The sequence below is a fragment of the Sphingopyxis sp. 550A genome (genome assembly GCF_053569535.1).
Genome location: NZ_CM131615.1, coordinates 2881611 through 2905434, shown reverse-complemented (window position 1 = coordinate 2905434; position 23824 = coordinate 2881611). Strand labels below are relative to the sequence as shown.

At 67.4% G+C, this 23824-nt stretch carries 26 protein-coding genes; 14 read left to right on the top strand and 12 right to left on the bottom strand.

Annotated features, from left to right (window positions below; genetic code table 11):
- Window positions 1-76: 76 nt before the first annotated feature.
- From ACVENA_RS14025 to ACVENA_RS14010, 4 genes are read left to right on the top strand one after another with little or no spacing between them, the layout of a single operon-like run.
- Window positions 77-979: an SPFH domain-containing protein gene (locus ACVENA_RS14025; RefSeq protein WP_449325857.1), complete on the top strand. Its 903-nt coding sequence runs from the start codon at window positions 77-79 to the stop codon at window positions 977-979.
- A gap of 10 nt (window positions 980-989) precedes the next feature.
- Window positions 990-1202 (top strand): toxin-antitoxin system HicB family antitoxin, encoded by a 213-nt coding sequence (locus ACVENA_RS14020; protein ID WP_257543971.1) that lies wholly within the window; start codon window positions 990-992, stop codon window positions 1200-1202.
- The gene (locus tag ACVENA_RS14015; protein ID WP_449325856.1) at window positions 1199-2170 is read left to right on the top strand and encodes an alpha/beta hydrolase; all 972 of its coding nucleotides are present in this window, start codon (window positions 1199-1201) and stop codon (window positions 2168-2170) included. The genes ACVENA_RS14020 and ACVENA_RS14015 overlap by 4 nt, the downstream gene beginning before the upstream one ends.
- Window positions 2171-2196: 26 nt before the next feature.
- The gene (locus ACVENA_RS14010; protein ID WP_449325855.1) at window positions 2197-2427 is read left to right on the top strand and encodes a hypothetical protein; all 231 of its coding nucleotides are present in this window, start codon (window positions 2197-2199) and stop codon (window positions 2425-2427) included.
- A 16-nt stretch (window positions 2428-2443) separates the two neighbouring features.
- Here the strand turns inward: ACVENA_RS14010 and ACVENA_RS14005 are convergent, their stop codons facing one another.
- The 3 genes from ACVENA_RS14005 to ACVENA_RS13995 all read right to left on the bottom strand — a co-directional run bounded on the left by ACVENA_RS14005 (window position 2444) and on the right by ACVENA_RS13995 (window position 4234).
- Entirely contained in the window at window positions 2444-3091 is a 648-nt protein-coding gene (locus ACVENA_RS14005) for a heme exporter protein CcmB (RefSeq protein ID WP_449325854.1), read from the bottom strand.
- 103 nt (window positions 3092-3194) lie between these two features.
- Complete coding sequence (gene ccmA / locus ACVENA_RS14000; RefSeq protein ID WP_449328943.1) at window positions 3195-3779, bottom strand: heme ABC exporter ATP-binding protein CcmA; 585 nt, start codon at window positions 3777-3779, stop codon at window positions 3195-3197.
- 23 nt (window positions 3780-3802) lie between these two features.
- Entirely contained in the window at window positions 3803-4234 is a 432-nt protein-coding gene (locus tag ACVENA_RS13995) for a metallopeptidase family protein (protein WP_257543960.1), read from the bottom strand.
- A gap of 51 nt (window positions 4235-4285) precedes the next feature.
- Here ACVENA_RS13995 and ACVENA_RS13990 point away from each other — a divergent pair, with 51 nt between their 5' ends.
- The 3 genes from ACVENA_RS13990 to ACVENA_RS13980 all read left to right on the top strand — a co-directional run bounded on the left by ACVENA_RS13990 (window position 4286) and on the right by ACVENA_RS13980 (window position 9181).
- On the top strand, window positions 4286-4573 hold the full coding sequence (locus tag ACVENA_RS13990; protein ID WP_449325853.1) for a 4a-hydroxytetrahydrobiopterin dehydratase: 288 nt from the start codon (window positions 4286-4288) through the stop codon (window positions 4571-4573).
- Between the two features lie 317 nt (window positions 4574-4890).
- Window positions 4891-6288 carry an amino acid permease gene (locus ACVENA_RS13985; protein WP_449325852.1) on the top strand — a complete coding sequence of 466 codons (1398 nt, stop codon included), beginning with the start codon at window positions 4891-4893 and terminating at the stop codon, window positions 6286-6288.
- Between the two features lie 94 nt (window positions 6289-6382).
- Window positions 6383-9181: a DUF3857 domain-containing protein gene (locus ACVENA_RS13980; RefSeq protein WP_449325851.1), complete on the top strand. Its 2799-nt coding sequence runs from the start codon at window positions 6383-6385 to the stop codon at window positions 9179-9181.
- Window position 9182: 1 nt separating this feature from the next.
- Here the strand turns inward: ACVENA_RS13980 and ACVENA_RS13975 are convergent, their stop codons facing one another.
- Window positions 9183-9500 (bottom strand): DUF2218 domain-containing protein, encoded by a 318-nt coding sequence (locus ACVENA_RS13975; protein ID WP_449325850.1) that lies wholly within the window; start codon window positions 9498-9500, stop codon window positions 9183-9185.
- The gene (locus ACVENA_RS13970; protein ID WP_449328942.1) at window positions 9500-10066 is read right to left on the bottom strand and encodes a PadR family transcriptional regulator; all 567 of its coding nucleotides are present in this window, start codon (window positions 10064-10066) and stop codon (window positions 9500-9502) included. Before ACVENA_RS13970 ends, ACVENA_RS13975 begins: the two co-directional genes overlap by 1 nt.
- A 473-nt stretch (window positions 10067-10539) precedes the next feature.
- Here ACVENA_RS13970 and rplJ point away from each other — a divergent pair, with 473 nt between their 5' ends.
- Entirely contained in the window at window positions 10540-11055 is a 516-nt protein-coding gene (gene rplJ, locus ACVENA_RS13965; protein WP_449328941.1) for a 50S ribosomal protein L10, read from the top strand.
- A gap of 56 nt (window positions 11056-11111) precedes the next feature.
- The gene (rplL, locus tag ACVENA_RS13960; protein ID WP_257543950.1) at window positions 11112-11489 is read left to right on the top strand and encodes a 50S ribosomal protein L7/L12; all 378 of its coding nucleotides are present in this window, start codon (window positions 11112-11114) and stop codon (window positions 11487-11489) included.
- Window positions 11490-11593: 104 nt separating this feature from the next.
- On the opposite strand, the gene ACVENA_RS13955 is transcribed toward rplL, so the two are convergent.
- Together ACVENA_RS13955 and ACVENA_RS13950 are read right to left on the bottom strand one after the other, a co-directional pair.
- Window positions 11594-12565 (bottom strand): hypothetical protein, encoded by a 972-nt coding sequence (locus ACVENA_RS13955; protein ID WP_449325849.1) that lies wholly within the window; start codon window positions 12563-12565, stop codon window positions 11594-11596.
- A 130-nt stretch (window positions 12566-12695) separates the two neighbouring features.
- Window positions 12696-14210: a hypothetical protein gene (locus ACVENA_RS13950; protein WP_449325848.1), complete on the bottom strand. Its 1515-nt coding sequence runs from the start codon at window positions 14208-14210 to the stop codon at window positions 12696-12698.
- Window positions 14211-14348: 138 nt separating this feature from the next.
- On the opposite strand from ACVENA_RS13950, the gene ACVENA_RS13945 reads away from it, so the two are divergent.
- Together ACVENA_RS13945 and ACVENA_RS13940 are read left to right on the top strand one after the other, a co-directional pair.
- Complete coding sequence (locus ACVENA_RS13945) at window positions 14349-15371, top strand: D-alanine--D-alanine ligase family protein (RefSeq protein WP_449325847.1); 1023 nt, start codon at window positions 14349-14351, stop codon at window positions 15369-15371.
- Complete coding sequence (locus tag ACVENA_RS13940) at window positions 15368-16228, top strand: NTP transferase domain-containing protein (protein WP_449325846.1); 861 nt, start codon at window positions 15368-15370, stop codon at window positions 16226-16228. The genes ACVENA_RS13945 and ACVENA_RS13940 overlap by 4 nt, the downstream gene beginning before the upstream one ends.
- Here ACVENA_RS13940 and ACVENA_RS13935 read toward each other — a convergent pair.
- A complete protein-coding gene (locus ACVENA_RS13935) occupies window positions 16149-17594 on the bottom strand; it encodes an 8'-apo-carotenoid 13,14-cleaving dioxygenase (RefSeq protein WP_449325845.1) in 1446 nt (481 codons plus the stop codon). The two genes, ACVENA_RS13940 and ACVENA_RS13935, sit on opposite strands and share 80 nt — an antisense overlap.
- Before the next feature lie 84 nt (window positions 17595-17678).
- On the opposite strand from ACVENA_RS13935, the gene ACVENA_RS13930 reads away from it, so the two are divergent.
- The 3 genes from ACVENA_RS13930 to ACVENA_RS13920 all read left to right on the top strand — a co-directional run bounded on the left by ACVENA_RS13930 (window position 17679) and on the right by ACVENA_RS13920 (window position 21152).
- Complete coding sequence (locus ACVENA_RS13930) at window positions 17679-18287, top strand: TetR/AcrR family transcriptional regulator (protein ID WP_449325844.1); 609 nt, start codon at window positions 17679-17681, stop codon at window positions 18285-18287.
- A 100-nt stretch (window positions 18288-18387) separates the two neighbouring features.
- Window positions 18388-20199, top strand: coding sequence for a diguanylate cyclase (locus tag ACVENA_RS13925; RefSeq protein WP_449325843.1), 1812 nt, complete (start codon window positions 18388-18390; stop codon window positions 20197-20199).
- Window positions 20200-20474: 275 nt separating this feature from the next.
- Entirely contained in the window at window positions 20475-21152 is a 678-nt protein-coding gene (locus ACVENA_RS13920; RefSeq protein WP_449325842.1) for a DUF4197 domain-containing protein, read from the top strand.
- Between the two features lie 217 nt (window positions 21153-21369).
- Here the strand turns inward: ACVENA_RS13920 and ACVENA_RS13915 are convergent, their stop codons facing one another.
- From ACVENA_RS13915 to ACVENA_RS13900, 4 genes are all read right to left on the bottom strand, one after another.
- Entirely contained in the window at window positions 21370-22152 is a 783-nt protein-coding gene (locus ACVENA_RS13915; protein WP_449325841.1) for a hypothetical protein, read from the bottom strand.
- On the bottom strand, window positions 22142-22366 hold the full coding sequence (locus ACVENA_RS13910; RefSeq protein ID WP_257543931.1) for a helix-turn-helix domain-containing protein: 225 nt from the start codon (window positions 22364-22366) through the stop codon (window positions 22142-22144). Before ACVENA_RS13910 ends, ACVENA_RS13915 begins: the two co-directional genes overlap by 11 nt.
- Complete coding sequence (locus ACVENA_RS13905) at window positions 22366-22875, bottom strand: DUF2975 domain-containing protein (protein WP_449325840.1); 510 nt, start codon at window positions 22873-22875, stop codon at window positions 22366-22368. The genes ACVENA_RS13910 and ACVENA_RS13905 overlap by 1 nt, the downstream gene beginning before the upstream one ends.
- A 172-nt stretch (window positions 22876-23047) precedes the next feature.
- Complete coding sequence (locus ACVENA_RS13900) at window positions 23048-23662, bottom strand: hypothetical protein (protein WP_257543927.1); 615 nt, start codon at window positions 23660-23662, stop codon at window positions 23048-23050.
- Window positions 23663-23824: the final 162 nt, after the last annotated feature.

Below are 23824 nucleotides of genomic sequence, written 5' to 3'. Positions count from 1 at the left end.
ACAAATCCCGATTGACCGTCCCCAAAAACGATATAAATATGATATCATCTTTATATCGAGTGATTCGGAGGGAAACATGATCGAGAGTGGGACACCGGCGCTGAACCGCAGTCGCGAGACGCGCGCCAATACGCAGAGCGGCTATCTGATGCTGCTGATCTGGCTCGCGCTGCTCGGCGTCGCGCTGTGGGCGGGGATCAGCAACGGGACGGCGGAGGTTCAGCTCGTCTGGAAATGGGTTGTCGTGGTTCTCGCGGCGACCCTGGGCACGCTCATCCTGTGCGGCTTCTACCTGATCAATCCGAACGAAGCCGCCGCGATCCAGTTGTTCGGCGCCTATAAGGGCACCGACCGCGAGACCGGGCTGCGCTGGATCCTTCCCTGGCTGTCGCGCAAGAAGATCGCGGTGCGCGCGAACAACGTCATTTCGGACAAGATCAAGGTCAACGACCTCCGCGGCAACCCAGTCGAGATGGCGGCGCAGGTCGTATGGCGCGTCACCGACACCGCACAGGCGCTGTTCGACGTCGACGATTACAAGGAATTCGTCATGGCGCAGATCGAGGCCGCGGTGCGCGCGATCGGTTCGCGCTACCCCTATGACGACATCGAGCATCAGGAAATCACGCTGCGTGGCAACCACGACGAGGTCGGGGTCGAACTCAGGAAAGCGCTGATCGAGCGGCTCGAGGTCGCCGGCATCACCGTCGACGAATGCGGCCTCACCCACCTGGCCTATGCGCAGGAAATCGCCGGCGCGATGCTGCGCCGCCAGCAGGCCGAGGCGGTGATCGCGGCGCGCAAGAAGCTGGTCGAGGGCGCGGTGACGATGGTCGAGATGGCGCTGACCCAGCTCAGCGAAAAAAATGTCGTCGAACTCGACGACGAGCGCAAGGCGGCGATGGTCTCGAACCTGATGGTCGTCCTGTGCGGCGAGCGCGACACCCAGCCCGTGGTCAACGCCGGCTCGCTCTATTGAGGATCGAGCGATGCCCGCGCCCGCCAAGAAAGCCTTTGCCCTCCGCCTCGATCCGGCGCTCTTCGCCGCGATCGAGCGGCTGGCGGCCGCCGAACTGCGCAGCGCCAACGCCGAGATCGAAATCCTGCTGCGCGAAGCACTTGGCCGCCGCGGCGTGAGCTTCAAGCCAAGCGAACAGCCGAAGCGCGGACGCCCGCGCGCGGAAAGCGGAGACGACACATGAAAACAGCCAGGCTTTTTGTCGCGATCGCGGCGGCCGGCGCTTTGGCCGGCGTCTCCGTGGCGGCCGTCCCGCAAAGTGCCGGGATAGAGGCGCCCGGTCCGGCCGGTCCGCTCGCGGGCACGCTGCTGACCGCCGAAGCGCCCGACGCGCCGGTGATGCTGATCATCCCCGGATCGGGGCCGACCGACCGCGACGGCAACAATCCGCTGGGCGTCGCGGCATCGACCTATCGGCTGCTGGCCGAAGCACTGGCGACCAAAGGCGTTACGACCGCGCGCATCGACAAGCGCGGCATGTTCGGCAGCAACGCCGCGATCGCTGACCCCAACAAGGTAACGATCGGCGATTATGCCGCCGACGTCGCGAGTTGGGTCAAGATGCTCAAGGAGCGCTCCGGCCGGCCCTGCATCTGGGTCGCGGGCCATAGCGAGGGCGGGCTCGTCGCGCTCGCCGCCGCGAACGATCCCGACGTCTGCGGCCTCGTCCTGCTTTCGACGGCCGGGCGAAAGCTGAATGTCGTGATGCACGAACAGATTGCGGCGAACCCCGCCAATGCGCCGATCGCCGCCGACGCCGATGCCGCGATCGACGCGCTCGCCAAGGGCGAGCATGTCGACGTGTCCGCCATGCACCCGGCGCTGGCGCAAGGACTGTTCAATCCCGCGGTCCAGGATTATCTGATCGACGTCTTCCGCTACGATCCCGCCCTGCTGATCGCGAAGATCGGCAAGCCGGTCCTGATCGTCTCGGGCCTCGAGGATAAGCAGGTGTCGCGGCGGGATGCCGAAGCGCTCGCTGCCGCCCAGCCGAAAGCGCGGCTCGTGCTGGTCGCAGGGATGAGCCACACGCTGAAACAGGTCGTGGGCGATGGTCCGGCGGCCAATATCGCCACCTACACCAACCCGGCGCTGCCCATCGATCCGGCGGTGGTCGAGGCGATTGCCGCTTTCGTCCGGCCCCGGAGCTGACGGGCCGAAACCCCGAAAGGAAAGCCATGCTGCACCTGCTGTTCGATGGACGTCCCTGGTTCCGCCCCAAGAAGCGCGGCTATGGCAGCGGCCTGCCGATCGCGTGGCAGGGTTGGGCGCTGTTGGCGGCGCATGTCGCGCTGATCACCGGCGTTTCGATGCTGCTGCACGACAGGCCGGCAATGATGACCGCCTTCGTTATGTTGGCGGTCCTTGCACCGCTGCCGCTTTACCGCGCCAAGACCGAGGGCGGCTGACTTCGGCTGAACGCGGCTATTCCCGCAGCCCCCGCAGCGCAGCGCCTGCCGCGAACGGCCCGATCCCCGTCAGTAGCAGGCTCGCCGCCGCGAGCAGCTTGAGCGCCCCGCGCCCCGACGGGTCGAGCATTCCGGCGCCGAAGATCAGCAGCGGCACCGCGAGCGGCAGGACGAGCAGCCCGCCGATCGCGCTCCCGCCCTTCAAATTCGCGGTCAGCGCCGCGCTCAGCACCGCGAGCGAGGCGAGGGCGGGGATCGCGACCAGCAGCCCGGTCGCGAGCACCTCGACCCGCGCCGCATCCTGCGCGAGCAGCGCGGCGGCGGGGAGCAGCGCGATCAGTAGCGGCAGACCGAAACCGATGGCGTGCGCGGCGATCTTGATCGCGGCGATGGCTTCGTCGGCGAAGCCGCGCACCGCGAGCTGATCGAGCACCCCCGCCTCGCGGTCGGGACGGACGAGGCGGTCGATGGGCAGCAGTGCCGCGAGCAGCGCCGCGACCCAGATCATCCCGCCGCCGGTCCGCGCGAGCAAGGGCGCATCGGGCCCGACAGCGAAGGGGAAAGCGGTCGCGACGAGCAGGAAGAAGACCACCGGCAGCCACAGCGCCCCGCTGCCCCACGCGCGCCTGAGGTCGCGCCAGAAGAGGGCGAGGAGCGCGGTCATTGCTTCTTTCCTTCGTCATTGCGAGCGTAGCGAAGCAATCCAGAGTGTGCGTAAACCGCTCTGGATTGCTTCGCTACGCTCGCAATGACGATGGTGGGGGGCGTCATACCAGCGCCCCCATATCCAGTTCGGCGAGGTTGGGAACGCCCAGCGCGAAATGCGAGGCCAGCAGGACCGCGCCTCCGTTCGCCCGGTGCTTTGCTATCGCACCGACCAGCCGCGCCTGCGCCGCGTCGTCCATGCCGTTCGCGGGCTCGTCGAGCAGCCAGATCGGCGCGCCGCTCGCGATCACGCGCGCCATCGCGGCGCGCTTGCGCTGCCCGGTCGAGAGCATCGCCACCGGCACGTCGGACAGCGGCGCCAGCGCCATGTCGGCCACCGCCCGGTCCACCGCATGGCCGTCGACCGTATCGACCCGCGCCCAGAAATCGAGCGCGCGGCGCAAGGGGAGTTCGGTGTCGAGCGCCGTCGCCTCGTCGATCAGCGCGATGCGCTCGCGGCGCGTGACCGTACCCGCGGCGGGGCGGAGCAGCCCGGCGGCGAGGCGGATCAGGCTCGACTTGCCGGCGCCATTGGGGCCGCGCAGCCACAAGGCGTCGCCGCGCGCCAGCGTCAGCGACAGCCCCTCGAACAGCAGCCGGTCGCCGCGGATGCACGCGATCCCGTCGAGCCGCAGCAGTTCGCTCACGCCACCCGCGCGCGGAGGCGCGCTCACGCCATGTCCTCGAGCGCGTGCATATCCTCGTCCGAAAAGCCGAAATGATGACCGATCTCGTGGATCAGCACATGGCGCACCAGTCCGTCGAGCCGCTCGCCCTCCTCGATCCATTCGACGAGGATGGGGATGCGATAAAGCGTCACCCGGTCGGGCATCCCGCCGCTCTGGTCGATGCTGCGCTCGGTCAGCGGGCGGCCTTCATAGAGGCCGGTCAGGTCGTAGGGATGCTCGATGCCGAGCGAGGCAAGGGTTTCGTCGTCGGCGAACTCCTCGACCGCGATCACCACCCCCTCGATATGCGGCCGGAACACCGCGGGCAGCGTTTCGAGCGCTGCCTCGGCCATCGCGAAGATGGCGTCGGCGTCGGGAGCCGCCGCGGTCCAGGCGCCGGGTAGATTGGTGGACAGGGCGTGGTTGTCACTCATCGCGCCCTTCCTTATGGCGAGCGCTCGGCCTTTACCAGCGGGAGAAAAAAGATGGTCCGGAAACTCGATGACGCGCAACGCAACGCGCTCCTCGCCCGCTTTCCCGAATGGACGCACGAGCCGTCACGCGACGCGATCACGCGCCAGTTCAAATTCGACGATTTCGCACAGGCCTTCGGCTTCATGGCGAGCGTCGCGATCATCGCAGAGAAGATGGACCATCACCCCGAATGGTCGAACGTCTACAACCGCGTCGACATATTGCTGACGACGCACGACGCGGACGGATTGTCCGAACGCGACGCCAAGCTGGCGGAAGCGATCGAGGGGCTGCTTTGACGGGTTCACGCGGAGACGCGGAGGCGCGGAGAAGAAAGAGAGAAGAGAAAATTCGCGCAGAGATCGCAGAGGGCGCAGAGAAAGGGAATATATCGGCGGCGTAGCCGCCCCTTGAAGGCGGAAGGGAAGCGCATGATCGCAGGCCGCAACGATCACCTCTGCGCTCTCTGCGCGAAATATTTCTCTTTCTTCTCCGCGCCTCCGCGTCTCCGCGTGAACTCATATATCCGCCCCACCCGGCACAGCGCCTTGTTGTTATCTTGCGCTGACGCGTCACTCCCTTACAAGCAGCATCAGGAAAAAGGGGGAGCCACCGCATGTCCGACAGCCTGCTGCGCCGCAAGGCGATCGTTCCCGACCAGCCGCACGGAGTGGGCCTCGCGCGGACGTTGAGCTGGCCGCACCTCGTCGCGCTTGGGGTCGGAGCGATCGTCGGCACCGGCATCCTGACGCTGATCGGCGTCGGCGCCGACAAGGCAGGACCGGCGGTGATCCTGTCCTTTGCCATCGCGGGGCTGATCTGCGCCTGCGCCGCGCTCGCCTATGCCGAAATGGCGACGATGATCCCGGCGTCGGGCAGCGCCTATACCTACAGCTATGTGGTGATCGGCGAACTGATCGCCTGGGTCGTCGGGTGGAGCCTGATCCTCGAATATTCGCTGGTGGTGAGCGCGGTCGCGGTCGGCTGGTCGGGCTATGCCGCGCCGTTGCTCCACGCCTGGGCCGACGTGCCGATGGCGCTGATGCAGGGACCGGAGCTTGGCGGCATCGTCAATTTGCCGGCGATCGCGATCATCGCCGTCGTCGCGGGGATGCTGCTGTTCGGCACCCGCGAAAGCGCGACGGTGAACGCGATCCTGGTGCTGGTGAAGATCGCCGCGCTGGTCGTGTTCGTCGCGGTGGCGCTTCCCGCCTTCGACGCCGCCAATCTGGAGCCCTTCAGCCCCTATGGCTTTGCCAAGCATATGGGCGCCGACGGCGTCGAGCGCGGGGTAATGGCGGCAGCGGCGATCATCTTTTTTGCTTTCTATGGCTTCGATGCGATCGCGACCGCGGCCGAAGAAACGAAGAACCCCGATCGCGACCTCAAGATCGGGATCGTCGGGTCGATGATCGCCTGCGTCCTGATCTATATCGCCGTCGCGTTTGCGGCGGTTGGTGCGATTGCCTACAGCCGTTTCGCGAACAGCCCCGAACCGCTGGCGCTGATCCTGCGCGAACTGGGGCAGGCGCGCGCCGCGCAATACCTCGGCATCTCGGCGGTGATCGCACTGCCGACCGTCATCCTTGCTTTCTTCTTCGGGCAGAGCCGCATCTTCTTCACCATGGCGCGCGACGGGCTGCTCCCGGCCAGCCTCGCCAAGGTCTCGGCGCGCGGGACGCCGGTGCGCATCACCATCTTCACCGCGGTCGTCGTCGCGATCCTCGCGGGCTTCATTCCGCTCGACGAACTGGCGGCGCTCGCCAATGCCGGGACGCTCGCCGCTTTCACGGCGGTGTCGGTATGCATGCTGATCATGCGCCGCCGCGCTCCGCAAGCGCCGCGCACCTTTCGCGCGCCGATGCCGTGGGTGGTCGGCATCATCGCAGTGCTCGGCTGTTTCTATCTCTTTCTGAGCCTGCCGGTGAAGACGCAGCTCTGGTTCGGCGTCTGGAACATCGCGGGGCTCGCCGTCTATTTCCTCTACGCCAGGCGCAACGCCATCGTGGCCTGATCGATGGGCGTGTTTCGGATGCAAAAGCGGTTGCATTGAACGCCTTGCCCATGCAGGCAGGGTGAAGGGCAGTCGATGACGGGGGAATGGGGCGATGACCCGATGGAGGCGGTTTGCGCTGGCGACGACGATGCTGGTCGCACCGGCGAGCATGGCGATGGCGGGCGAGCAGCCGCTGTACGAGCCCGCACCCGCATGGGTCACCCCGGCGAAGCTGGCCGACCCGCAAAGCGTGACCGGCGGGCTCGCGGTGCTCGATTTTCAGCAGCGGATCGACGGCGCGACGGTGTGGAATTACGCCGACACCGCGATCAAGCTCAGCACCCCGGAGGAGCTGTCGCAATATAGCAATATCACCGTGGCTTGGGCGCCCGACAAGGGCGACCTGATCATCCACCAGCTCGTGATCCTGCGCGACGGGGCGGAGATCGACGCGCTCGCCGGCGGGCAGAAATTCACCGTGCTGCGCCGCGAGCAATCGCTCGAACAGCGCGAGTTGACCGGCATCCTGTCGGCGACGCTGCCGGTTGAGGGGCTGCGCGCCGGCGACATCCTGCGGCTGCGCATGTCGACGACGGTCAAGGACGGTGCGCTCGGCGGGCGGGCGCAGGCGATGCTGCCGCTGATTGCCGAGCCGGCGCGGGTCGCACAGGCGGGTTACAAGCTGTCGTGGCGCGCCGATGAAGCGGCGCGGTGGAAAATCCTTGCGGGCGGCGCCGAACCCAAGGCGCGGCGCAGCGGCGATTTCATGGAACTGCCGGTCGCGCTGCCGCTGCCCAAGCCGGCCGAAGTGCCCGACGACGCGCCGGTCCGTTATCAGCGCCTGCCGATCATCGAGGCGTCGACCTTCACGAGCTGGGCCGATGTGTCGAAGGTGATGGCGCCGCTCTATGCGACCGAGGGGACGATCGCGGACGGCAGCCCGCTCGCGGACGAGGTCGCCGCGATCATGGCGGCGACCGACGATCCGCTGAAGCGCGCGGCGATGGCGCTGCAACTGGTGCAGGACAAGGTCCGCTATCTCGCGGTCGGGATGGACGGCGGCAACTATGTGCCGCAGCCGCCGGCCAAGACGTGGAACGTGCGCTATGGCGACTGCAAGGCAAAGACGCTGCTGCTGCTGGCGATGTTGCGCGCGATGAAGATCGAGGCCGAACCGGTAATGGCGCACGCGTCGCTCGGCGACATGGTGCCCTCGCGCGTGCCGAGCGCGCTCGCCTTCAACCATGTTCTGGTGCGCGCGACGATCGGCGGCGACAGCCTGTGGCTCGACGGAACGATGCTCGGCACCCGGCTTGCCGACATTCGCGATACTCCCGCGCTCGGCTATGTGCTGCCCGTTCGCGCCGCGGGCGCGGACCCGATGAAGATCGAATTGCATGCCCCGGCGCGGCCCGCCGTGGACCTTCAGATCGCCGCCGACGAAAGCAGCAGCATCGACCTGCCGTCGGTGATCGATCTCGATATGGTCGTGCGCGGCCAGCTCGCCAATCTGCTGACGCTGGCGGGGTCGCAGCTCGGGCCGAAGGAAGCGCGCCAGCTCTACGAGCAATTCCTCCAGCATTATGTCGGCGAAGCGCAATATGACACGCTGGCCGCCACTCCCGACACCGCCGACGGCAGCGTGACGATCAAGGCGCGCGGCGTGTTCGCGTCGGGGTGGGAACGTCGCGATCTGCGCACCGAGCGCTGGATTTCGCGCGTGCCCGACCTGATTTCGTTCGAGCCCGACCGTGCCCGCGCCGCGTGGGCCGATATTCCGGTCGTGACCGCCGCTCCCGACCGGGCGCGCTACCGGTTCCGGATCAAGCTTCCCGATGGCGGGCGCGGCTATACGCTCGACGGGGTGGCGCCGCTGGACGATCGCTTTGCCGGTTATGACGTCGACCGATCGGTGACGCTCGCGGGCAGCACGGTCACCGTCGACGAAACGCTGACCTCGTCGGGAATCGAGATTCCGGCGGCGGAGGTTGCCGCCCAGCGCGACAAGGTGGCGACGATCCTCGCGCGCACTCCGCGCCTTGTCGCGCCCGACACTGCGACGCGGCGCTGGAATCTCGCGCAGGCGGCGTCGCGCTCGCAGATCGACGCGATCGAGGCCATATACAAAAAGAACGCCGCCGAGGCCGACGAGGAAAATATCACTGCGCTGACCAGCAGCGCTTCGTTCCAGCGGGGAATCGGCGATTACAAGGGCGCGGTTCAGACGCTGACGCGGCAGATCGCGCTGCTGCCCTCGGTCGACGCCTATCTGGCGCGCGCGTCGGCGCGGCGCGAACTGGGCGACAGCGCCGGCGCGCTCGTCGATGCCGAGGCGGCGCGCAAGCTCGACCCCTCGTCGATCGACGCCATATCGACCGTCGCGAACCTGACCGCCGAGCGCGGCGACGTTGCCGCGGCGACGAAGATGCTCGACGATCGGATCGCGCTCGGCGGCAAGACGCGCGACGATTATCGCGCGGTCAAGGCGGCGCTGGTCGGCGAATATGGCGACGCACAGGCCGCGATTGACGAACTCGACGCGCTGATCGCGACCAAGCCCGGCAATCCGGCGATGCTCAACCAGCGCTGCTGGATCAAGGCGACGCGCAACGTCGCGCTCGATACCGCGCTCAAGGACTGCACTTCGGCGATGGAGCTCAGCGACAGCAGCGCCGCGATCCTCGATAGCCGCGCACTCGTGTGGATGCGTATGGGGCGCGACGAAGACGCGCTGCGCGACCTCGACGCCGCGCTGTTGCAGGTGCCGGCCATGGGGTCGAGCCGCTTTCTGCGCGCGCTCGTCTACAAACGGACGGGGCGCGGGGCCGACGCCGCCACCGATCTCGCCATCGCGCGCCAGATGTCGCCGTCGACCGAGCGCGACTATGCCCGCTTCGGGCTGAAGCCTTAGCTCACCCCCGCTGCCAGTCGAACGCCAGCGGCGCTTCGCGAAACGCGAAGCGGTCGAGGTGGCGCGCGACCACCTCCTGCATCGCCTCCAGATGCGCGTCGCTGCTGGCGTCGATGCGGACCGACAGCGCGTCGGGTCCGGCATCGAACGTCACCAGCGCATCGGCCGCCCAGTCGGCGCCGCGCGCATCCTTGGGGAAGGTCACGGTGCCGTGCTCGGGGGTGAAGACGACCGCGAGATTGTGCTGCCAATGCTTGCAGAGCTGCTGCAGATATTTGCTCGCGTGAGGGGTCGGCACGTCGGCGGCTGCGCTATGCATCACAGCCGCTCGATCTTTTGCGCGGCCTCGTCGATCAGCGCGACGATGTCGTGCAGCGTCGCCTCCTCGATGTCGCGGTCGCCGAGCCGGTTCATCAGCACCGTGCGCAGATTGCCCATCGCGCGGCGGACCGAGGCGCTGTCGGTGCGCTGGCGCTCTTCGCCGACTTCGGTCAGGCGGGTGATCAGCGCCGCGACGGCATCGGCGTTGGTGTCGAGCTCGGCCCGGCCGGCGTCGGTGGCGGCGAACAATTTCTTCGCGCCGTCGCTGTCGGCCGTCTCGATCAGCCCCATGTCGCCCAGCAGGGTGAGGGTGGGATAGATGACCCCCGGGCTCGGCGCATAGGCACCGCCGGTCAGCTCCTCGATCTGGCGGATCAGGTCGTATCCGTGACGCGGTTCGTCGGCGATCAGTTTCAGCAGCACGAGCCGTAGCTCGCCGCTATCGAACATCCGCCGGCGCCGCCCGCGGCCATCGTCGTCATGCCCGTGGCGTCCGCCGAAGCCGCGGCCGAAACCGCCGCCATGGCCGAAGCCGCGTCCGCCCCGGTGCATGGCGCGGCGCATCGTCTCGCGCATCATCGCGCGATGCATGGCATGGCGCTTGTCGCAGCCGTGCCGGTTCATTTCGTGTCGCATTCTAAACTCCTTTGTGCGATTCGATGTGTCTAAGATATATCTTGAAACAGACTTTGCAAGAGGCTTCCCGCACATTGCGCGACACTTTCGCCAACATCCGCCGCTATCCTTGACTTCCACCCCATAGCCGCTATGAGCGCCCCCGTGTTGTCGCGGGTTCGCTTGCGGCAATTCCGTCCGAGACAGTTGGTGAAGGGAATTTGCCCTTCTTAATGTCCAACCGAGACGGGGACAGTCTTTTATCGGTCGCCCGCCTGCTATGCAGGTGACGCGGCTTGACCGACCCCATCGGACATCGTTGCGTAAAGGACAGGCGGGATTCGTCCCGCATGGCTTTTGCGTGTGTTAGCGGCCCGGTCGCACGTTTCTGCGTGCGTTCGGGCATGAGTGGAGAAACAGGCATGGATCGTGCTGAAAAGGCCGAAGCCGTATCCTCGCTGAACGCTACGCTGTCGAATGCCGCCTCGGTTGTGATTGTTCGCAACCTCGGCCTCACCGTCGCCCAGTCGACGGTGCTTCGCCAGCAGATGCGCGACGCGGGCGCGAGCTTCAAGGTCGCGAAGAACCGCCTGACCAAGATCGCGCTCGATGGCACCTCCTACACCGGTATCGGCGACCTGCTGACCGGCCCCACGGCCATTGCCGCCTCGACCGATCCGGTCGCGGCTGCGAAGATCGCGGTGGAATTTGCCAAGACCAACGACAAGCTTGAAATCGTTGGCGGCGGCATGGGGGATGTGATCCTCGACGTGGAAGGCGTGAAGGCGCTTGCATCGCTGCCGTCACTCGACGAACTGCGTGGCAAGCTTGTCGGTCTGCTCCAGGCTCCGGCCACCAAGGTTGCCCAGATCGCGGCAGCCCCGGCTGGTCAGCTGGCGCGGGTCTTTGGTGCCTATGGCGCCAAGGAAGCGGCATAAACTTTTACCTACCGTAACAATTCACCGGGCTTTCCCGGTTCTGATGGAGAATGAAAATGGCTGATCTCGCAAAGATCGTTGAAGACCTGTCGGCGCTGACCGTTCTGGAAGCTGCCGAGCTTTCGAAGCTGCTCGAAGAAAAATGGGGCGTTTCGGCCGCCGCTGCCGTTGCGGTTGCCGCTCCGGCCGCTGGTGGCGCCGGCGCCGCTGCTGCTGAAGAGCAGACCGAATTCGACGTTATCCTGACGGGTGACGGCGGCAACAAGATCAACGTCATCAAGGAAGTCCGTGCGATCACCGGCCTGGGCCTGGGCGAAGCCAAGGCGCTCGTCGAAGGTGCGCCGAAGGCCGTCAAGGAAGGCGTGAGCAAGGCCGAAGCCGAAGAGCTGAAGGCCAAGCTGACCGCCGCCGGCGCGACCGTCGAACTGAAGTAATTCGGTTTGCGGGCGGGGGCCGGATCGCCGGCTCCATTCCGACGAAAAGAAAAAGGGCGGCGCCGCGAGGCACCGCCCTTTTTTCTTGGCCGCGAAAGATGCGGTCAGTTGCGCGTCCAGCCGGGCTTCAGATCCTTGCGGGCGCGGCCGGGTTCGAGGCGGCGGACCTCCTGTTCGGTAGCGGTGGTCGGGGTTTCGCGCTGTGCGATTTCCCAGGCGCTCACCGGCTTGCGGCGCATATCCTTCCGGGCCGCGAGCGTCGCTTCATATTCGGCGCGTTCCTGCCGGTCGAGAAAGCGGGCGCGGGCGAGGCGCTTCTGCAGCGTGGCGAAGGGATTGCCGGGCGTCGGGCCTGCCATCGCCATCGCTTCGTGGCGGCCCATGCTGCCACTCGGCGCCGCTGCGAAGGTTGGGGAAGTCTGCGGTGCGATCACCGGCTCGGGCTCCGGTTCGGCCGCGACCGTAGCCGCGCCCGGAACCCATTCGGCATCGGCGAGGGCTTCGTCGAACTCCCAGACCTCGTTCGTCGCGCGGCGGCGGCGAGCGAAGGCGAGGCCGGCGCCACCGATCAGCAGCAGCGCGGCGGCACCGCCCGCGATCTCCCAGGGAAGAAGATTGCTGTCGTTGGTGGTGGCGCGCTCGACCGGTTGCGGTGCGGGAGCGGCTTCGGCAACGGGTTCGATCGGTGCGGCGACCGGGGGCACGATGGGCGCAGCGTCCTCCACCGCCGGCGCGGCGGTGGGGATGACCGGCGCGGCAGGAGCAGCAGCGCGCGGCTTCGCGACGGCGCGCTTGGGCTGAGCCGGGGCCGCTTCCTTCGGCGCGGCGGCTTTGGGCGCGGGCGCGGCAGGGGCTAGGTCGAGGGGAACGCGAATGACCGGCTGCGGCGCCGATGTTTCAGCCGCCGGCGGCGTGGTCGTCGGGGCGGGAGCGGGCGCCGGGACCGTTGTCGGCGCGACCGGCGGGGTCATCGTCACCGTCGGCATTTCCTGCGCGAAGGCAGCGGGGGTGGAGAGAGCCACGAACGCGGCAATCGCGCTCAAGGCGGGGCGGGAGAGGGCGATATTCTTCGTCATAGTCACGGACAAACGAATGGCGCGCGAAAAGCGCTGCCGAAAACCGTCGGCTTCCGGGGCAAGGCGTGCCCGACCGGAGGCAGGACGAGGAATCTGCCCCGTTCGTCGCGTCCAAAAACCGCTTTTGCGGTCAGCCAACGCGAGCGGGTCGCGGGGTTGCCAGCGCGATCGAGGCGGCGGCCGATATCGCCGCGCCGACAAGTGCCATGTCGCGATCGAGCCGCGTGTCGAGCGCCGGGACGGGAACCGCCGCGAGGTCCGCGATCAGCGGCATCGAGAGCGCGAGGCGCAGCGTCCCCGCGGGGCGCCCGTCGGACATCTGGTGCGTCCGAACCGGCTGGCCCAGGCGAATCTCGTGCCCCAGCCACTGGCGCGATTGCCGCGCGATGAGCCCGTGCATGGCCCGCGCCGCGTCGAAGTCGCAGCCCGGCCAGCGCGCCGACAGGTCGAGCGTGCGCAGCGTTTCGGTCGCGAGGCAGCTCGTTCCCGCGCCGGGGACTTCGGCGAGTTCGAGCCGCTTGACCAGCCGCAGAACATGATGGCTGAAGCGTGCAATCACATGCGCAACCTGTTCGCCCGGAAGCGCGGCGAAGCGCTCCATCTCGATCATCGCGGCTTGCACACGCAGCAGCAGCCCGAAATTGCCGGATGCGATCAGCCTGTCCGCGCCGGGCCAGTCCGCCGGCCATTCGGCACGCGCCGCGAGGCGGCGATAACCATCGGGCAGCGGGCGGGCCCGGTCGCGGACCGCGCCCGGAACCAGCGCGATGCCGCTGAACGGCGGGCCGCCGACGAATTTCGACCCGGTCATCAGCACGACGCAGCCGAGCGTGAGGTAGCGGCGCACGGCACCCGGCGTCATGCGAAGCTGGCAGGCATCGACGACGAAGAGCGCGGCGTCGCCGTGCGTCGCGGCCAGTCGCTCGACGTCGGCGATGGCGGGCAGCGTCAGCCCGGATTTCGATCCGTGGACGACATGGACGACCGCACGGCGGCCCTGCGCGGCGGCGCGTTCGATGTGCCGGGCAAGCTCGGCGGCGACCGCCGCCGATGCGCGCGGGCGCCCTGCCGCGTCGCGGACCGCGACATCGACGAGTTCGGTGTCCGCGAAGGCGGGATCGATCGGGGTCCGCGCCACGACGCGTGCGCCGATCGCGGTTTCATCGGCGAAGAAGCGGCCCGCGGCGCTGTGCACGCAGCCGCTGCCGACCTCGTCGCGGCCCAGCAGAACGGCGGTGATCGGCCGTCCGTCGTGCGCGGCAGCCAGGCCGACATATTCGAGATCGGTTCCCGATGCGGCAAAGACGATCGCGGTATCGGTCAGGCTGAAATGGTCGACCAGCCGCCGGCGCAGCATGGCCAGCGCCTCGGCATAGGCGTCCGCCGTCATCGGCCGGCCGAGCCGGTCGCGCCAGTGATCGAGCAGCGTCGCGAAGCCATGCTCCGATAGGCTGCTGATCGTCGATGAGCCATAAGCGAGCGCGTCCGTCGGCAACACCGTGGCATGATAGAGGTTGCGGCCGTCCGCGCCGGGCCGGATGCGCTGATCGCCGCCGCTCGCCAGCGCGTCGGCGAGCCGGGCGGCGACGGCAGGGTCGATGGGGGGCGGGCGTCGATCGTCGAAAGCGTCGGCGGCGAACAACATGGCGGGTGCGTCCTGGGAAAGGGGAGATGCAAGCCGCCTAGCGCGGCAAGATGACAGGGATTTTGCGCTTTGGTTTCAGCGCCGTCACTGAAGAGTCATCGCGGCGCAACCTGGACGTGGTGAAACCCCGACATGCAAATGAGCCATCTCGAACCGACACGCCTGCCCGATCGTTTTCGCGATACGCAGCGGCTTCTCTTCATCGCCAAGCACGCTCGCTGGACCGGCGGCCTGCACCCCGACGACGGCAATCACGCCCTCTATCACCGCGAGACGCGCGAGATATTGGAGGGGCTGGGCATTCCGCTCGTCGTCGCCGACGATTATGCCGCGCTCTTCGCACGGCCCGAGGCCGATTTCGTCTTTCCGCTGCTCAACCGCGGCGGCTTCTATAATTCGGAGATGCTGCTGCCCCTGCTCTGCAACCGGCTGGCGCTGCCCTATGTGGGCGCGTCGCCGATCGTGCGCGGGCTGTCCGACGACAAGCATCTGACCAAGCTCGAAGCCGCCGCGCGCGGCGTCCCGACCGCGCCTTGGGCGCTGTTCCGGCGCGGTGCGCCGGTCGATGCGGCGCGCTGTCCGCCGGCGCGGCGGTGGGTGGTCAAGCCGAACAACAGCTCGGCATCATGGGGCATTCGCGACGCGCACGACCGCATCGACCTCGCGCAGGCGATCGCAGAGGTCCACGCGCTCGACCATGACGCGATCGTCGAACCCTTCCTCGACGGCAGCGACGTCGAGGTGCCGGTGATCACCTGCCGCGGCGCGCCCGCGCTGCTGCCGATGATGATTTTCGAGCAGGCCGATCCGACGCATCTGCGCACCTATCAGGAAAAGCGCGACCTCGTCGATCGCAGCGCCAAATACAGCCTCAAGCTGTTCGAAGCGGGCGCGCTGGCCGCGAAGATCATCGATTATACGGCGCGGATGGCGGAGGTGTTCTGGCCGTTCGATTATGGCCGCTTCGAGTTTCGGATCGATTTCGAAACCGGCGAAATCCGGCTGCTCGAGGTCAATCTCAACTGCAACCTGTGGTCCGAGAAAGTATTCGGCCGCGCCGCGGTCGCCGCGGGCTTCACCCAGGCCGACCTCATTGAGACGATCGTCGCCGAGAGCATGATCCGCCAGCTCGGCGCGGGCCGCGAACGCGACGCGGCATGAGCGGCTCGATCCTCATCCTCGCGGGCCGCCGTCCCGGCGCGGTCGATGCGCTGGCCGAGGCGCATGGCGTCGGTGACAAATGCCTGGTCCCCGTTGCCGGACGGCCGATGATCGCGCATGTCCTCGAAAGCGCGGCACAGTCCCCGGCGCAGCGAATCTTCGTTTCGACGCATCATCGAACGTTGCGCGATGATCTCGCCGATCCGGTAATCGACCGGCTCGGCGAACGGCTCGTCGTGGTGCCCGCTGCCGACAATCTGGCGGACTCGGTGCTCGCGGTAGCCGACCGGGCCCCGTTTCCACTGTTCATCACCACCGCCGACAATTGCCTGCTCACCCCCGAAACGATCGCCGAGATCGGCAGCGAAGCCGCCCGGCTCGGCGCCGGCGCGGGGATTGCGCTCGCGCGGCGCGAGGATGTGCTGGCGGTCCATCCAGAGGGGCAGCGGCGCTTCTATGAATTTTCCGACGTCGCGGTGTCGAACTGCAACGCCTATTGGATCGGCGATCGCAGCGCGCTGAAAGCCGCCGAGGCGTTTCGTGGCGGCGGACAGTTCGTCAAGAAGCCGTTCCGCATCATGCGGGCCTTCGGCCTCGTCAACCTGCTCCGCTTCCGCTTCGGGCTGGGGCCGATCCACCATGTCTTCCAGCGCATCTCGCGCCATCTGAAAGTCGACATCGCCCCGCTGCTGGTCAGTAACGGGGCGACGGCGATCGATGTCGACAACGAACGGTCGCTGCGCGTGACCGAGGCGCTGATGCGGCGCCTAGATGCGATCAATCCGCGACCCAGTTGCCGTGGAATCCCGGCGGAACGCGATGCGGCAGGTGAACGACGGCTTGCGGTGATCCGCTGAAGTCGTCGGCGTTCAGGATGACGAGATCGGTGGTCTCGTCGTTCATGTCGACGACGAGGCCGATCAGCCAGCCGTCGTCCTCGGTGCCCGTTTCGCTTCGCGGCACGAAGACGAATTCGCCGGGGTGGCGGCCGGGGCCGAAATCATGGATCGCGGTCGTGCCCTCGGCGAGATCGTGGCGGAAGAGCCGCGTATCGGCGAGCGCCCATTCGGATGCGGTGCCGTCGGGGATCGCGACGCTGGTGATATAGCGATAAGGCCGCGTCGTCAGCCGTTCGTCGTAGCGCGGGAATTCCTGCGCATGATCGTGGATCACAGTCCGCACCGTCGTGCCGGCGGCGGGATCGATCGTCCAGCGCTCCATGCGCGATGTCTCGCTGTCGGGACCGCGCTTCGAGTTCGCGAACATCGTCTCGTGCGCGACGACGTCGACGATCACCTTGCCGTCCGCGGTCTCGTACGCGTTGGCCGGGTGGAAGACATAGCAGGGCTCGACCGGCACCCAGACGATCTCGTCGCCCCGACCTGTCCTGGGGAGGAGACCGACGCGCGCGGGATGCGCTTCGTTCCACGCATAGGGAAAGCGATAGCCCGCGAGCAGCATCTTCATCGACAAGGTGACAGGCAGGTCGAAGACGAGCACATAATGTTCGGTGATCGCGCAGTCGTGGATCGACGGGCCATCGCTGACCGCAACCGCTTCCTCGCGGACGACATGCGCGTCCTTGTCGAGGACGACGTGCCACACCGTGCTCGGGGCGTCGCCCTTGTAGGTGATCGCGTGAAGCTCGCCGGTGAACGGGTCTTCGTGCGGGTGCGCGGTGTAGCTGCCGGTCAGCGTGCCGTCGAACGGGTTGTGCGCGATCGTGCCCAGCTCATAGTCGAGTTCGACCGGCTTGCCGCCCGCCTCGACGATCGCGAAGGTGCGGCCGGCGATGCCGACGACATTGGTGTTGGGGGCGTCGAAGCCGCCCTCCTCGCGCGGGCCCGCCGGAATCTCCTCGCCCAGCGCCGCGCAGGCTTCGGTGCCACGCACCCAGCGGTTGCGGTACCATTCGGCCTTGCCGCCTTCGATGCGGATGCCGTGGACCATGCCGGCGCCCGAGAACCAGTGATAGCTCGCGGGATCGGGCGCGATCGCCGGGTTGGGACCGTTGCGGAGATAGCGGCCCGTGAGCGCGGCCGGGATCTCGCCGTCGACGCGGAGCGCTTCGAGCGTGAATTCCTCCTCCATCGGTTTGTGGATGCCGGTGAGGAAGGGGTGCGCGTCGGTCGGGCGGGGGAGGCGCTTGCGGTTGAAGTCGGCGACCTTGCCGATGCCTTTCTTGACCGCGCCGCGGATCAGGGTTTCGACGTTGCTCGCCATGGTGATGCTCCTTAAGCGGATGTTTGCGAAAGTGCCGCGCAGCGGGAGGTTGCGTCGGCGACTCGAAATGTTTACGGTGACAACATGGCGAATGAAGATAACAGTGTCAACATGGAAAATGCCGGCACCAGGAGCGCGGGCTCCTACCACCATGGCGACCTGCGCGCCGCGGTGATCGCGGCGGGGCTCAGGCGGCTTGCGGACGGCGATGGAACCGACCTCGGTCTGCGCGCGCTCGCGCGCGACGTCGGGGTCAGCGCGACCGCGCTCTACCGCCATTTCCCCGACAAGGAGGCGCTGCTCGATGCGCTCGCCGACGAGGGGTTGCGGCGGCTCGGCGCGCTCCAGTCGCAGGCCTGGCTCAAGGCGGGCGGCGGCCGCGCGGGCTTCCTTGCGACGGGCATCGCCTATGTCCGCTTCGCGCACGACGAACCGGCCGTGTTCCGGCTGAGCTTCACGCGCCAGATGTCCGAACGCTGCGAGCCGGGCGCCGACGGGGGCGAGGTGGGTTATAATCTGCTTCGCGCCGGGGTCGCGCAGACGATGCCCTATCTCGACAATCCCGAAGTCGCCGCGCTCCACGCCTGGTCGCTCGTCCACGGGCTCGCGATGCTGGTGCTCGACCGGCGCATCGAATGGGACGAGGCGCTCGTCGAGCAGGTGGTGGGCATGACCTTCGGCGGCGTCGATTGAAACCACCGCGCTGCGACAGCGCATGATTCTGCGATGAAATGCGGGGTGGCCGCGCGCGATATTAGCGGTTTATTTTCCCGTTTTCGGTTAGGCCGGGGTCATGAAGCGGTCGCTTTCCCCCGGAGTCGAAACGGTATTCTGGCCGTTGCTGACGATGGCGGGCTATGGCCTGCTCGCCAGCCTGTCGCTTCACGCGACCAGAGGGGCCGACAACATCGCCGCGATCTGGCCGCCGAGTGGCTATTTCCTCGCGCTGTTGCTGCTGATGCCCGCGCGGGCGCGCCCGGCGTCCTTCGTCGCCATGGCCGCCGCCAGCGTCGCGGCGAATATGCTGAGCGGGACGAGCGCCGTCATCTCCGCCGCGTTCACGATCGCGAATGCGGCCGAGGCGGGGGCGGCGCTGTGGCTGATCCGCCGCCGCGTTCCAGGCGAACTGTCCTTCATGGAGCCGCGCGCGGTCGCCAATTTCTGTGTTGCCGTGCTGGCGGCGGGTGCGCTCAGCGCTTCGGTCGCCGCCGCGCTCGCCGGAACGCTTGCGGCCCCCGGTCTCACGGGCCGCGGCATCGACTTCTTCTTTTCGTGGCTGACCACCGTGACGCTCGGCATGCTGATCGTCGCGCCGCCGATCGTGATGCTTGCGCGGCTGGTCGACACGCGCGCGCTTGCCAACGTCCCGCGTGCCACGATCGTCGAAGCGGTCGCGCTGCTGACTTTTGCGGCAGCGCTCACCGCCTTGTCCTTTTCGCAGTCGCATTTCCCCGCCACCTTTCTGCCGACCGTTGCGGTGATCGCCGCTTCCTATCGGCTCGGCCCCTTCGGTGCCGCCGCAGGCATGCTGATCGTCGCGATCGTCGCGTCGTGGATGACGGGGCAGGGGATCGGGCCGGTCGCCGCGATCGAGGGCAGCCAGCGAAGCCGCGTGCTGTTCCTGCAATTCTATTTCATCACCCTGCTGTTCACCGCACTGCCGCTCGCGGCACTGCTGGTGGTGCAGCGCCGGCTCGCGAAACGGCTCGGGCAGAGCAACCGCTGGCTGCTCCAGGCCGAAGCCGCGGCGCTCGTCGGTCATTGGCGCGTAGACCTCGTCCGCTGGACGATTCAATGGTCCGACCAGGCCTATCGCGTCCATGGGCTCGAGCCCGGCGAGCCGGTCGATGTCGAGTATAGTGTCGAGCAATATCTGCCCGAGGATCGCGCCGCCGTGCGCGCGATATTGGAGCGCGCGGTGCGCACCGGCGAGCCGTTCGAATATCAGGGCCGGATCGTCCGCGCCGACGGGGCGATCCGCCATGTCAAATCGCACGGCTCGATCGAACGGGGGCGCGGCGGCCGCGCGGTCGGCATCTTCGGCACCGTGCAGGACGTGACGGAAACGGTCGAGAATGCCCGCATCCTGGAGGCGGCCCGCAGCGCCGCCGAGCGCGTCGCCAACACCGACATGCTGACCGGCCTGCCGAACCGCCGCCACACGCTGAGCTTTCTGGAGACAGCGCTGGCTGGCGCGCGCGAGCGGGGGGTGCCGCTGGCGGTGGCGATCTTCGACATCGATCATTTCAAGCGGATCAACGACGATCACGGCCACGCCGCCGGCGACGAAGTGATCCGCCGCGTCGCGCGCCGCGCCAAGGCATCGCTGCGCGACGAGGATCTGGTCGGCCGCTTCGGCGGCGAGGAATTCGTCTGCATCCTGCAGCGGTCGAGCGCGCAGGCGGCGGAAATGGTCGCCGAACGGTTGCGTATCGCGATCGAGGCCGAGGGGCACGCCGACGGCAGGCTGCCGCCGGCGACGGTCAGTATCGGGCTTGCGGTCTATGACGGTGAAGGCGAAGCGGAGGCCTTGCTCCAGCGCGCCGACCAGGCGCTGTATATCGCCAAGCGCGAGGGACGGAACCGGCTGCGCATGGCGGCGTGATGGGGGGCGAAGAGTCCGGTTTCGGCCGGTTGCGGCCGCTCCTCTCCCCTCCCGCAGGCGGGAGGGGTCGGGGGTGGGCAGCGACGGTGCAAGGGCCCACCCCGCTGTGACTAACGAACAAAGTTCGTAAGTCTCGCTGCCCCTCCCGCTTGCGGGAGGGGAAAGTAGCGCCATCCCTCACCGTCCGCTTTCCACTCCAATGCCGACAAACAAAGCAGGCTTTGGCGCGGCCGGTTTTGCTGATAAACCCGCATCTTACGGAACGGGAGGGCGCCATGGAACGGGACGAAGACTATATCGCGCGGCGGATGCTGCTGGCGGGCGCGGCGGGATTGGCGGTGGCGGGACTGATCCCTACCGCGCTGGCGAAGACCGCGAAGACCGCGAAGCCCGGGGTCAAGGGGTTGATCGCCAATGCGTCGGACAATGCGCTCGACCGGCTGGCCCAGCCGGGCGCCTTTTATGCCGACACCGCGGTACGCATCCTGCTTCCCGGCGCGAGCGGCAAGCTTGCATCGAAATTGCTCGGTGCGGGCGACAAGCTGGGGCTGACGGCCGGGCTCACCAAAAGCCTGAACGATGCGGGCGGCAAGGCGGCGGGCGAGGCGAAGCCGATCTTTCGCGCCGCGATCGACAATCTGGGCTGGAACGACGTGCCGTCGCTGGTGTCGAAGAGAGACGGCGCGACGCGCTATCTGCAATCGAGCGCCGGCGGGCTGCTTGGCGACAAGGTGCGGCCGCTGATCGCGGGAGCGCTGGACGAGGTCGGCGCCTATCGCCAGCTCGACCAGCTGTCGGGCAGCAGCCAGCTCCTTTCGATCGCGGGGATCAGCCACGACGGCCTGACCAATTCGGTCACCGATCAGGCGCTCAAGGGCATTTTCCTTTATATGGGCAATGAGGAAGCCGCGCTGCGCAGGGATCCGGGCAGGCTGCTCAAGGGGATATTCTAGGCGGTCTCGGAACGTTCCGCATTTGCGGGAGTGGCGGCATTGGGGTGGAGAGCGGATATCCCCCTCCCTGCAAGGGAGGGGTTAGGGGTGGGTAGCGAGCGTAGCGAGCCGGAAAGAAGAGCGCCGCCTTCGGCGGCCACCCACCCCCGTCCCCTCCCTTGCAGGGAGGGGAGAAGATAGGTCTGCTTCCGGTCGCAAGCGGCCATTCTCTCTGCGCCTAGATCGCAGGCGTCGCGGATCGGGCATCCGCGCCGCCGCCGACCAGATCGACTGCCTTGCGATCCGCTGCGTGGCGCGCCGCGATCGCCGAGACGCCGGTCATCGCCAGCGCAAGATAGCCGACGGCCAGCGCGTCGACGATCAGCAGCGGCCAGTCGAGGATCGCGGGCGCGAAGATCGCGCCGAAGCTCAGCGCATAATGGAGGATCATCAGCGGCACGATGCCCGCGATCATCAGCAGAATGGTATACCAGAAGCTGCCCGTCATGATGCGGATCGACCGGAACGGCCCGATCGCCGCATTGCCCGCCGCCCACGCCGCATTCCACGCCGTCAGATAGACGCCGAGGATCACTCCGGCGAGCGCGAGGCCATAGCCGGTCCAGCGCGCGGGTTCACCTGCAAGGCCAAGGAGGCCGGTCAGCGGCGGGCCGAACAGCGCCCACCATTGTTCTATCCCCTGGACCGCGAAGAGGATCAGCCACAGTCCGATTGCGGGCCATTCGATCCGCCGTGCCCGTGCCGCGTCGCCGCAGAACAATATGTAGCGCATGAACCAATAGCCGGGCAGCAGCAGCGCTAGCGTCTTGGCGAAGCCGAACTGCATCCGCAGCGTATCGGCCTCGGCGGCCTTCGCGCCCGCGATGCCGTCGTACATGCCGGCTTGCCACTCGACGACATGCTGCGCCAGTTCGGCGAGCACGGGGACGAGAAACAGCAGCGGGCAAAGCCGCGCGAACGCCCAGGCGTGGCGATAGATGGCCTGGATGTCAGTCTTCATCGGCGGGCTCCTTCGGGTCGAACAGGATCAGGTCGCCGGGCTGGCAATCCAGCGCGCGGCAAATGGCGTCGAGCGTGGAGAAGCGGATCGCCTTCGCCTTGCCCGTCTTGAGGATCGACAGATTGGCGACGGTGATTCCGATCCGCTCGCTGAGCTCGGTCAGCGTCATGCGCCGCTGCCAGAGGAGATCGTCGAGCTGGACGCGGATCGCCATCAGATCGTCCGCTCGATCTCGTCCTGCATCGCGGCGCCGCGCTCGAAGACGCGGGCGAGCACGAAGAGGAGCAGGACGGCGAGCCAGCCGGTGACTCCGAAGCTCCAGCCGAAATATTCGCCGGTCGCGGTGCTCGCGCGGATGCTGACCAGCCCGAAGGCGAGGTCGAGCAACTGGATGCCGAGCAGCGCCCAGGCAATATGGCGCAGCCGCGCGGCGTTGGCGGCGATGAAGGGCGTTCCCGCGCGCGCCGCGTCGATGATCGCGATCAGTCGGGTCAGGATGACGTGCGCGAGCAGGATGACGGGGGCGGTGATGAAGGTGACCCAGCGCAGCCACGCGATCGCGGCTTCGGGATGGGCGACATGATAGGGCCGGGCCCGCTCGAGGAAGATGTCGGGCGCGGCGAAGCCGACCCAGCCCAGCGCTGCGACGATCGCGAGGCCGGTGACCCAGTTGAGGATATTCAATCCGGCCAGCAGCCGGCGGCTCCAGAGCAGCATGGGCATCCCGTTCGACGTTGATAGCTGACATATCGATAAACGATATGAACTATATTGCAAGTCGATATATCGGGATCGGGAGACAGGACAAAGGTATGGGGTTTGCGGGCGGCGTTATCGCGCAAAGAAAAAGGCGCGAGAGTGTTGCCCTCGCGCCTTTTGCTGCCGATCGCGAAGATCAGTTGGCGGGTTTCGCCGCGTCGGATGTCGTGTCGGCATCGGCCGCCGCATCATCCGTTGCCGCTGCGTCGGGCGCCTTGGCTTCGGCAACCGCCGCCGCGAACTGCTCGGCGGAGAAGCTGGTCGACAGGCCGTGCGCCGCGACGAAGAAGGCTTTGCGCGGCAGGCGGACGTCGCCCTGCGCGGTGGTGACGACGACGCCCTCGGCGTCGGCGGTCTTCACCTTGCCGACGACCGAACCGCCGTTCACGCCCTTGATATCAGCGCCCGGCTGAAGCGCGGCGGTGAGCTGCGCATCGGCGGCGGCGGCCTGCTGGTCGAGCGCGGCAGTGAGCTGCGCGAGGGTCAGCGTGATCGCGGTGCCCTTGTCGGTCTGCATGAAAGCGCTTGCGGGGAGCGCGGCGGGCTTGTCGCCGACGGTGACGACGACGGTCGCGCCGTCCGAGCTGGCGATCGGGCCGATGGTCTGGCCTTCGCTGTCGTAGACGGTGGTGCCGACGGTCAGCGTCGGGCCGGCGGGCGCGGCGGCGGGTGCCTGCGCGAAGGCGGGCGCACCGGCGGCCATCGCGGTGCCAAGGGCAAGGGAGGTAAGAAAGGCTGCATATTTACGCATCGTTGTAATCTCTCCTGACATTTTGAACGGTCGAGACGCTTGAACGCGCGAAGGCGGCATGGGCCATGCCAAAATGGCCGAACCGTGGCCGAGGCGGGATGAGCCGTTCTGTTCCGGGGTGACGAGCGGATTGCTGTCTTCGGTGATGCGCTTCCATTGACA